The 6,000-nt window shown below is 30.1% G+C and carries 6 protein-coding genes and 1 tRNA gene; all 7 read left to right on the top strand.

Going from position 1 to position 6,000, the window contains the following annotated elements; all coding sequences use genetic code 11:
- Positions 1 to 231 precede the first annotated feature (231 nt).
- The 7 genes from HMPREF2561_RS03305 (at position 232) to HMPREF2561_RS03335 (ending at position 5,946) form a co-directional block, all read left to right on the top strand.
- Positions 232 to 1,233 (top strand): SpoIIE family protein phosphatase, encoded by a 1,002-nt coding sequence (locus HMPREF2561_RS03305; protein ID WP_002448679.1) that lies wholly within the window; start codon positions 232 to 234, stop codon positions 1,231 to 1,233.
- 85 nt (positions 1,234 to 1,318) lie between these two features.
- Positions 1,319 to 1,645, top strand: coding sequence for an anti-sigma factor antagonist (locus tag HMPREF2561_RS03310; protein ID WP_002448686.1), 327 nt, complete (start codon positions 1,319 to 1,321; stop codon positions 1,643 to 1,645).
- A 28-nt stretch (positions 1,646 to 1,673) separates the two neighbouring features.
- Positions 1,674 to 2,126: an anti-sigma B factor RsbW gene (gene rsbW, locus HMPREF2561_RS03315; RefSeq protein WP_049335593.1), complete on the top strand. Its 453-nt coding sequence runs from the start codon at positions 1,674 to 1,676 to the stop codon at positions 2,124 to 2,126.
- A complete protein-coding gene (sigB, locus tag HMPREF2561_RS03320; RefSeq protein WP_002455074.1) occupies positions 2,101 to 2,871 on the top strand; it encodes an RNA polymerase sigma factor SigB in 771 nt (256 codons plus the stop codon). The genes rsbW and sigB overlap by 26 nt, the downstream gene beginning before the upstream one ends.
- A gap of 126 nt (positions 2,872 to 2,997) precedes the next feature.
- A complete protein-coding gene (locus tag HMPREF2561_RS03325) occupies positions 2,998 to 5,145 on the top strand; it encodes a Tex family protein (protein ID WP_017174801.1) in 2,148 nt (715 codons plus the stop codon).
- Positions 5,138 to 5,590 (top strand): SprT family protein, encoded by a 453-nt coding sequence (locus tag HMPREF2561_RS03330; protein WP_017174802.1) that lies wholly within the window; start codon positions 5,138 to 5,140, stop codon positions 5,588 to 5,590. Before HMPREF2561_RS03325 ends, HMPREF2561_RS03330 begins: the two co-directional genes overlap by 8 nt.
- 270 nt (positions 5,591 to 5,860) lie before the next feature.
- Positions 5,861 to 5,946 (top strand) — tRNA-Leu (locus HMPREF2561_RS03335).
- Positions 5,947 to 6,000 lie beyond the last annotated feature (54 nt).

A 6,000-nucleotide genomic window follows, 5' to 3' on the forward strand; every position in this document is an offset into this window, starting at 1 on the left:
CAGTAGTTAACTGAATTGAAAATATTTAACTCAAGTTTTCAATTTCAATTAACCTTGCGGGGGTAAGACAGCATATTCACAAAATGAATACTGTCTTGCTCCCTTTTTAAGTAGAAGAGTTATTTTAGAATAATATACATTTAGCATTAATGAATAAATTTAAAATGTTGTATTGTGTCAGACAATATTTAAACATGTTTTAATCAGCTATGAAGTAAGGAGGCAAAATTCGTGGAAGAATTTAAAAAAAACTATAAGCAACTTATAGATGAGAGTTTGGTTACTAAAAATAAAGAACAATTTTTAAAGAAGTGCGATGAATTCACTGAAGAAGTAATCAAAAAGGATATTCTACCAGAGGATGTTGTTGATTTACATAAAACGTATATTGCTTCTTTAAATTTAAAAACATCTCAAATCTTAGATACATTAGATGTATTAGAAGAAGTAGTAAAAGGCTTTGGATATAGCTATAGAGATTATCAAAATTTAGTTGATAAAATGCAATTCCACGATAAAGAAATTGACTTAGCCTCTAGACTTCAACAAACGATGTTAAAAACAGATATTCCACAGTTTGATAGTATACAAATAGGTGTTATTTCAGTAGCTGCTCAAAAAGTAAGCGGGGACTATTTTAATTTAATTGATCATAGAGATGGTACGATGAGTTTTGCTGTAGCAGATGTTATAGGGAAAGGTATTCCAGCAGCATTAGCAATGAGTATGATTAAATTTGGAATGGATTCATATGGTCATTCACAATTACCAAGTGATGGTTTAAAACGACTCAATCGTGTGGTAGAAAAAAATGTTAATCAAAATATGTTCGTCACGATGTTTTATGGACTATATGAAGAAATGAATCATTTATTATATTGTAGTTCAGCAGGTCATGAACCAGGATACATTTATAGAGCTGAAACTGAAACATTTGAAGAAATTGAAGTTCGAGGAAGAGTACTTGGTGTAAGTCAACATACGCGATATAGTCAACAAGAAATTCCAATATATTTAGATGATTTAATTATTATTTTTACTGATGGTGTAACAGAAGCTAGAAATAAAAAAGGGGAGTTTATTGCAAAAGATACTGTTCTTAATTTAATTAGAAAATATAAGCATATGCATCCCCAAGATATTGTTCAAATCTTATATGAAGCCATTTTAAAAATACAAAATACGCAAAAAAGAGATGACATGACAATTTTAATAATAAAAAGAGTGAATTAATTATTTAATTTTTTGATTATATTATAATAATAATGGGTATAGTTGCTATAGTATACATATCGAAAAAGATTAGGAGTGTAAGTAAATGAATCTTAATATAGAAACGATAACCCATGATGATTATTATGAAGTTATTGTTGGTGGAGAGTTAGACGTATATACAGTACCTGAGTTAGAAGAAGTACTTGTGCCTATGCGCCAAGAAGGAAATCATGACATTCACGTGAACTTAGCAAATGTAAGTTATATGGATTCAACGGGTTTAGGCTTATTTGTAGGAACATTAAAGGCTCTAAATCAAAATGATAAAGAATTATATATTTTAGGTGTCACAGATAGAATTAGTAGATTATTTGATATTACGGGTTTAAAAGATTTAATGCACGTTAATGAAGGAACGGAGGTAGAGTAATTTGTCACTCAAAAATGATTATATTGAAATGAAGTTACCTGCCTCAGCAGAATATGTAAGTTTAATTCGCCTTACTTTATCAGGGGTATTTACAAGAGCAGGTGCTTCATACGATGACATTGAAGATTCAAAAATTGCAGTAAGTGAAGCGGTTACTAATGCTGTCAAACATGCATATAAACATAGTGAACAAAATGGTATGATTAATATTTGTTTTGAATTATTTGATGACAAAATTAAGATTATTATTTCAGATCAAGGTGAAAGTTTTGACTACGAATCTACAAAATCAAAATTAGGGCCTTACCAAGAAAACGAAAATATCGACTTCTTACGTGAAGGTGGACTAGGTCTATTTTTGATTGAATCATTAATGGATGAAGTAAAAGTTTCAAAAGAGTCTGGTGTAACAATTAGTATGATTAAGTATATAAAAAAAGAGCAGGTGCCAAATAATGACGAAAGAGTCGAAATCAGTTAATGAGATATCACCTGAACAAATTAACCAATGGATTAAAGAACACCAAGACAATATAAATCCTCATGCGCAAGATAAATTAGTTAAACATTATCGCAAACTAATTGAATCATTAGCATATAAGTATTCAAAAGGACAATCACATCATGAAGATTTAGTTCAAGTGGGTATGGTTGGTTTAATAGGTGCTATTAACAGATTTGATATATCTTTCGATCGCAAATTTGAAGCATTCTTAGTGCCAACTGTTATTGGTGAGATTAAAAGATATTTACGAGATAAGACATGGAGCGTTCATGTTCCTAGAAGAATTAAAGAAATTGGTCCAAGAATAAAAAAAGTGGGCGATGAACTTACGAATGAACTCGGACGTTCTCCTTCAATTTTAGAAATTGCGAACCGTTTAGAAGTAAATGAAGAAGAAGTGTTAGAAGCCATGGAAATGGGTCAAAGCTATAACGCACTTAGCGTAGATCATTCAATTGAAGCAGATAAGGATGGTTCTACAGTTACATTGTTAGATATTATGGGTCAACAAGATGATAATTACGACCTTACTGAAAAACGAATGATTCTTGAACGTATTTTACCAATCTTATCTGATAGAGAAAGAGAAATTATTCAATGTACTTTCATTGAAGGATTAAGTCAAAAGGAAACTGGTGAACGTATTGGACTTAGTCAAATGCATGTATCTAGATTACAACGAACTGCAATACGAAAATTACAACAAGCTGCTAGGCAATGAAATTGAGGAGCGACCAATGAGTTCATATTGAATTCTATGTCGCTCCTTTTATTGTTAGAAAATGTATTGTAAAAATAAAGATATGTTAAAATTAAATAGAATTTATATACAAAGAGTGGTTATAACATGGAAAAGACATTAATTAATGATATTGTAAAAAAATATCAATTTTTAGAAAAACAAGTCATAGCTGTATTAAATCTATTAGAGGAAAATAACACAGTACCTTTTATTGCCAGATATCGAAAAGAAGCAACTGGTGGTTTAGATGAGGTTCAAATTAAACAAATATCTGATGAATATCAATATGTAGCGCATCTTCAAAAACGTAAAGAAGAAGTTATACATAATATTGAACAACAAGGTTTACTTACTGATGAATTAAAGCAAGACATTCTTCAGCAAACAAAATTACAACGTGTAGAAGATTTATATCGTCCTTTTAAACAAAAAAAGAAAACTAGAGCAACTGAAGCAAAACGAAAAGGATTAGCACCATTAGCTCACTTTTTAATAGAAGGACAAAGTATGAATGTAAATGAAGAAGCTAGAAAATATTTAAGTGAAGAAGTTAAAACAGTTGATGAGGCAATTCAAGGTGCTCAAGATATTATTGCTGAACGTATTTCGGATAATCCTAAGTATCGACAACGTTTACTTAAAGACGTTTATTATCAAGGAAAGATTGTGACAACAAAGAAAAAACAAGCAAATGATGAAAAAGAGATATTTAGTATGTACTATGATTATTCTGAGCCTATAAAAAGAATAGTTAATCATCGAATTTTAGCAATGAATCGTGGAGAAAAAGAAAAAGTATTGTCAATTAAAATTGAATTTGATACTACTTCAATAGAAACATTTATACAATCGCAAGAAGTAAAAAAAGCTCATCAACTAGTTGAATATATTGAGTCTGCAATTAAAGACAGTTTAAAACGTTTAATCTTGCCTTCAATTGAAAGAGAAATTCGAAATGATTTAACTGAAAAAGCAGAGCATCACGCTATAGAAGTGTTTAGTGAAAATTTAAAACATTTATTATTACAGCCTCCTATGAAAGGTAAACAAATTTTAGGTGTCGATCCAGCATTTAGAACTGGATGTAAATTAGCTGTTATTAATCCTTTTGGAACATTTATTGCTAAAAGTGTTATATATCCTCATCCTCCAAAATCTAAAATAGAATTGGCAGAAAAAGAATTAGTTAGAATGATAACTGAAAATAATGTTGAATTAATTGCAATTGGTAATGGTACAGCAAGTCGTGAAACGGAACAATTTGTAGCAAATGTAATAAAAAAATATCAACTAAATGCTCAATTTATTATCGTAAATGAAGCAGGAGCTTCTGTATATTCTGCCTCTGAAATAGCAAGAAATGAATTTCCAGAGTTTCAAGTTGAAGAACGAAGTGCAGTGTCTATTGGTAGACGTGTGCAAGATCCGCTTAGTGAATTAGTGAAAATTGATCCTAAATCTATTGGAGTAGGACAGTATCAACATGATGTAAACCAAAAAGAACTTGAACAAGCTCTCACATTTGTCGTAGAAACTGCAGTTAACCAAGTAGGTGTAGATGTAAATACCGCTTCAAAATCTTTACTTCAATATGTTTCGGGATTATCAAGTACCATTGCTCAAAATATAATTGATTATCGTGAAGAAAATGGATCTATAAAGCATCATTCCGAAATAAGCAAAGTAAAACGTTTGGGTAGTAAAACGTTTGAACAAAGTATCGGATTTTTAAGAATAGTTAATGGTAAAGAACCATTAGATAATACATCTATTCATCCAGAAAGTTATCAAGCGACATATCAGTTTTTAGAAAGTTTACAACTATCAATTGATGATTTAGGTTCAGATAAACTTAAACAAACACTTAGCGATATTAATATTGAAGAAAAATCAAACGAAATTGGAATAGGCAAACCAACACTAGAAGATATTATAAAATCTCTTAAAGCGCCAAATCGTGATCCTCGTGATAGCTATGAAACACCACAGTTAAAATCTGACATATTATCAATCGAAGACTTGTCTAAAGGTATGAAGTTAAGTGGAACGGTTAGAAATGTAGTAGATTTTGGAGCATTTGTAGATATAGGTGTTAAACAAGATGGTTTAGTTCACATTTCAAAATTATCAAAGAAATATGTTAAAAATCCTATGGATGTTATTAGTGTAGGAGATATAGTTGATGTTTGGATTTTAAATATTGATAAAAATAAAGAAAAAGTATCATTGACTATGATTAATCCTAATGAATAATAAAATGCTTCAAAAGTTAGTAGAAACAACTTCACTTGAGTATTTTAAACAACCTTTTAAACATAAAGCGTATTTTAATTCTCGATTACGAACAACAGGCGGACGATATGTATTATCTACACACCATATTGAGATTAATCCGAAGCAATTTTCTCGTTTTGGAAAAGAGGCTTTAATAAATATCATAAAGCATGAACTATGTCATTATCATTTACATTTATCCGGAAAAGGTTATCAACATAAGGATCATGACTTTAAAATGCTAAGCAATAAAGTTCAAGCGCCAAGATTTTGTCAGCCGATTCAAAGCTATGAAGAAAGAGCAAATTATATATATCAATGTTGTAAATGTAAAACTACATATCTAAGAATTAGAAAAGTTAATACTGATAAAATGAGATGTGGTAAATGTGGAAGTAAATTGAAATTAAAGATGTATTTATAAATAAATTTAAATATGAACAATAAGACTTTACTAATATAACAATGTCCTTTAAAAACCTACAATGTTGTAGGTTTTTAAACTTTTTAATAAAAACTATTGACTTATGTTTAAAAAGTATGTATTATAGTTATCGTTGTATTAATGAATGACGTAAACATTAAAAAATAGTAAATTTGTTTAAAATAATATTAAAAAGTTATTGACTTTTTATTACAAATCATTTACAATAAATACTGTTCTCGATAATCAATAGATTATTGCGTTTTGCCAGCGGTCGTGGCGGAATGGCAGACGCGCTAGGTTGAGGGCCTAGTGGGAGAAATCCCGTGGAGGTTCAAGTCCTCTCGGCCGCACCAAATCAATTCCAATCATTATATATTGCGGGTGTAGTTTAATGGCAAAACCTCAGC

Origin of the sequence: Staphylococcus sp. HMSC069E10 (assembly GCF_001809205.1) — a bacterium.
In the GTDB taxonomy this organism is placed as follows: Bacteria; Bacillota; Bacilli; order Staphylococcales; family Staphylococcaceae; genus Staphylococcus; species Staphylococcus hominis.

Coding starts and splice junctions, on each gene's coding strand:
- HMPREF2561_RS03310 (WP_002448686.1), top strand. CDS start 1,319: ATGAATCTTAATATAGAAACGATAACCCATGATGATTATTATGAAGTT.
- rsbW (WP_049335593.1), top strand. CDS start 1,674: ATGAAGTTACCTGCCTCAGCAGAATATGTAAGTTTAATTCGCCTTACT.
- sigB (WP_002455074.1), top strand. CDS start 2,101: ATGACGAAAGAGTCGAAATCAGTTAATGAGATATCACCTGAACAAATT.
- HMPREF2561_RS03325 (WP_017174801.1), top strand. CDS start 2,998: ATGGAAAAGACATTAATTAATGATATTGTAAAAAAATATCAATTTTTA.
- HMPREF2561_RS03330 (WP_017174802.1), top strand. CDS start 5,138: ATGAATAATAAAATGCTTCAAAAGTTAGTAGAAACAACTTCACTTGAG.